Genomic DNA, 3437 nt, shown 5'->3' on the forward strand with positions numbered 1-3437 from the left:
TGCTCAACACCGACACCGGCGCGGTCTTCAACGAGAACGGCAAGATCGTCAAGACGCTGACGGACCAGCCGGTGCCGCCCGACACCCCGCCACCTGACCCCGGCCCCGGCGACACCGGACCGCCTGATGCGACCGCGCCACCGGCGGCGCCCGACCCGGCCCCGCCGCCCGGGACGGCGATGGTGCCACCCGGGGGCGGCTGGGTCACGGTCGAACGCGCGCCCGAGAGCGAGCGCAACGACAACTGGCGCCGGATCAGCCTGGCCCAGCACATCTTCGGCTCCCGCTGACGCCGGCGCCGGAGGCTGCCCGATGCTGCCTGTTCTTCACCGTCATCGCGAGCGCAGCGACGCGATCCAGTTCTGCCCGCACCAATGGCTCAGGCGGCGACAATTCTGGATCGCCACGTCGCTGCGCTCCTCGCGATGACGGTGTGGGGTTGGCGCGGCCGCTCATGCGAACGCGTGGTTGGGTTCACCACTGCGAACCCAACCGACGAATCGTCAGGCGGCCTTCTTGTTGAGGCCACGGCTGCCCAGCTGGGTGAGAAGCTGGTCGGTCTTGGTCTCTTCCTGCAGCGTCTGGTCCAGCAGCTTCGCCGCGTCCGCCAGCCCCAGCGTGGTCGCCCAGGTCTTCAGCGTGCCGTAGCGCGCCATCTCGTAATGCTCCACCGCCTGGGCGCTGGCGACGAGGCCGGCATCGAGGGCCACGGCGCCCTTGAACTCCGTCATGATCTCCTTGCCCTCTTCGAGGATGCCGAGGATCGCCTCGCACGGCTTGCCCTGCGGCCGCTTGCCGATCAGCTCGAACACCTGTTCCAGCCGTTCAATCTGGCCTTCGGTCTCGGTGTGGTGCTTTTCGAACGCCGCGGTCAGCTCCGGCGCCTGGGCCGCCCTGGCCATCTTGGGCAGGGCCTTCAGGATCTGCTTCTCGGCGTAATAGATGTCCTTGAGGGTGTCGTGGAACAAGTCGTTGAGGGTTTTCTCGCTGGCCGTCGTCATGTGTGCCTCGTGCTTTATGTCGGTTGCAGATAAGAGAGGCGCAGCCAAGCGGCTGAAGAACCGAATACGAAACCGTCCGTATTGCCTTGGAAGGCCGAAGCCCACGCCCATTCGCCCAAACAGACAATACAATCTCTCGCCGAAAGGTTCCTTGAATTGAAATAACCGGGCGTGCATATTTACATACAATAACGCATCATTTGTTAATTACTGACGATTGCAATTTAAACAAACTGCATTTTCTATTTATCCATTTACACACATTGAAAATATCTTTGATCCCTTCGCATCCGGACGGAACCGATGGCCGGGGTCGCCCCGTTATCCCAGCAAGCCATCACCAAGGAGAGACCCCATGGAACATCGCGAAGAAACCACCACCCTGATCTCGGGCGAGAAGGTGTCCGGCACGGATGTCTACAACACCGCGGGCGACAGCCTGGGTGAAGTGCATGACGTGATGATCGACAAGGTCTCGGGCCGGGTCACCTATGCCGTGATGTCGTTCGGCGGCTTTCTCGGCATCGGCCAGAAGTACCATCCGCTGCCCTGGTCTTCGCTGACCTACGACACCGACCAGGGCGGCTATGTCGTCAACCTGTCCCGCGAGCAGCTCGAAGGCGCGCCGGTCTTCGCCGACGACGCCGAGCCGCAATGGAACCGGGACTACGAGCAGGGCATCCATGACCATTACGGCGTCAAGCCGTACTGGGATGGCCTGCCGACGCGCTGACCGCCCGGTCGTCACCTGACCGCGCGACCCCGCAAGGACCCCGGCTTCGGCCGGGGTTTTTGCGTTTCGGCCGATTTGTCGGAACGAGCAAAGGCCAGCGTGTCGGAACAGACAACGCCACTAACATCTAAGTCATTGAAAAGATTGGTGAGCCGGGTGGGACTCGAACCCACGACCAGGGGCTTAAAAGGCCTCTGCTCTACCGACTGAGCTACCGGCTCACACTGCCGGCCCTGGGTTTCCCCGGGCGGGCGCGGCGCACATTAGGGAGACCATGCCCGACGGTCAACACCCCGCAAGGCATTGGCCAGCATGAATTCCCGCCTTACTCTTTCTCTTTCGGCAGGCCGCGCGAGAACTGCTCGTTCAGGCGCTTGGCCACCAGCGGGCTGACGAAGGGGGCGATGTCGCCACCCAGCCGGCCGATTTCCTTGACGAAGCGCGAGGAGATGAACTGGTAGCGGTCCGACGCCATCAGGAACACCGTCTCGATCACCGGATTGATCTTGGCGTTCATCCCGGCCATCTGGAATTCATACTCGAAATCCGAGACGGCCCGCAGGCCGCGAACCACCGTGGTGGCCCCGACCGAGGCGGCGAAGTGCATCAGCAGCACGTCGAACGACTTGACCTCGATCGATATGCCCTGCGCCACCAGCGGCGCCACGTCGGCCCGCACCAGCTCGACCCGTTCGTCGGTCGAGAACAGCGGCCCCTTGCCGTCGTTGCGGGCCACGGCGACCACCAGATGATCGACGATCCGTGTCGCCCGCTGGATGATGTCCATATGGCCTTTGGTGATCGGGTCGAAGGTGCCGGGATAGACCCCCGTGCGAGACTTGGCCATAGGTCCGTCTTTCCTTATGCGCCGTCGCCGCCCGAAGCGGCGCCACCCTGGTCATCCCCGGTCCCGGCGTCGCCGCTGGTGTCGGCGCCGTCGTCCCCGGATTCACCGCCGTTCGGCTCGCCATCGATCTCGTCGCCGCTGACCTCCGGCACCGAGGCCACCGAGACGACGTGCTCGCCGTCGGCGACATTGAACACCCGGACGCCCATGGTCTTGCGGGCCGCGATCCGGATGTCGGTGACCGGGCAGCGGATCAGCTGCCCGCCATCGGTGACCAGCATGATCTCGTCGTTCAGCGAGATCGGGAAACAGGCCGCGACGTTGGTGTTCTTCTCGCCCATCGACATCGTCCAGATGCCCTTGCCGCCGCGGCCGGTGATCCGGTAGCCGTAGGCGGAGCTGAGCTTGCCGAAGCCCTGTGCGCTGATGGTCAGGATGAACTCCTCGCCGGCCTCCAGCGCGCCGAAGCGTGCCGGGTCGAGATCGTGTTCCTCCACCGCCTGGCTGTCGTCGCCATCGGTCTCCTCGCCTTCGGCGCGGCGCAGGGCGTTGGCCATGCGCAGATAGTTCACGCGCTCGTCCGGCGTGGCGTCGAGATGGTGCAGGATCGAGATCGAGATGACGCGGTCGCCTTCGGCCGGGCCTTCGCCCTCACCCAGGCGGATGCCGCGCACGCCGGTCGAATCGCGGCCCTTGAACACCCGCACATCGGTGACCGGGAAACGGATGCAGCGGCCGCGGGACGTCGTCAGCAGCACGTCGTCCCGCTCGCTGCAGGTCTCTACCCCGACGATCCCCTCGCCCTCGTCGAGGTTCATCGCCCGCTTGCCGTTGCGGTTGACCTGGATGAAGTCCG

General features: G+C 64.5%; 5 protein-coding genes and 1 tRNA gene. 2 read left to right on the top strand and 4 right to left on the bottom strand.

The features are described from left to right. Positions 1–290, top strand: a 290-nt coding sequence (locus tag AC3XYG_RS36715) for a hypothetical protein (RefSeq protein WP_489144848.1), incomplete at its 5' end; no start/stop codon positions are given. Positions 291–503: 213 nt separating this feature from the next. On the opposite strand, the gene AC3XYG_RS36720 is transcribed toward AC3XYG_RS36715, so the two are convergent. Next, on the bottom strand, positions 504–1001 hold the full coding sequence (locus AC3XYG_RS36720) for a YciE/YciF ferroxidase family protein (protein WP_489144849.1): 498 nt from the start codon (positions 999–1001) through the stop codon (positions 504–506). A 355-nt stretch (positions 1002–1356) separates the two neighbouring features. On the opposite strand from AC3XYG_RS36720, the gene AC3XYG_RS36725 reads away from it, so the two are divergent. Next, positions 1357–1734, top strand: coding sequence for a PRC-barrel domain-containing protein (locus AC3XYG_RS36725; RefSeq protein WP_489144850.1), 378 nt, complete (start codon positions 1357–1359; stop codon positions 1732–1734). A gap of 145 nt (positions 1735–1879) precedes the next feature. On the opposite strand, the gene AC3XYG_RS36730 is transcribed toward AC3XYG_RS36725, so the two are convergent. The 3 genes from AC3XYG_RS36730 to AC3XYG_RS36740 form a co-directional block, all read right to left on the bottom strand. Further along, positions 1880–1955: transfer RNA gene (locus tag AC3XYG_RS36730), tRNA-Lys, on the bottom strand. 104 nt (positions 1956–2059) lie between these two features. After that, the gene (gene coaD / locus AC3XYG_RS36735; protein ID WP_489144851.1) at positions 2060–2581 is read right to left on the bottom strand and encodes a pantetheine-phosphate adenylyltransferase; all 522 of its coding nucleotides are present in this window, start codon (positions 2579–2581) and stop codon (positions 2060–2062) included. Between the two features lie 14 nt (positions 2582–2595). Next, positions 2596–3437, bottom strand: an 842-nt coding sequence (locus AC3XYG_RS36740; protein ID WP_489144852.1) for a DNA gyrase C-terminal beta-propeller domain-containing protein, incomplete at its 5' end; no start/stop codon positions are given.

The sequence above is a fragment of the Inquilinus sp. genome (assembly GCF_057815775.1).

Bases quoted from the DNA above. Each gene is read 5' to 3' on its own strand.
- AC3XYG_RS36720 (WP_489144849.1), bottom strand. From the start codon at position 1,001: ATGACGACGGCCAGCGAGAAAACCCTCAACGACTTGTTCCACGACACC.
- AC3XYG_RS36725 (WP_489144850.1), top strand. From the start codon at position 1,357: ATGGAACATCGCGAAGAAACCACCACCCTGATCTCGGGCGAGAAGGTG.
- coaD (WP_489144851.1), bottom strand. From the start codon at position 2,581: ATGGCCAAGTCTCGCACGGGGGTCTATCCCGGCACCTTCGACCCGATC.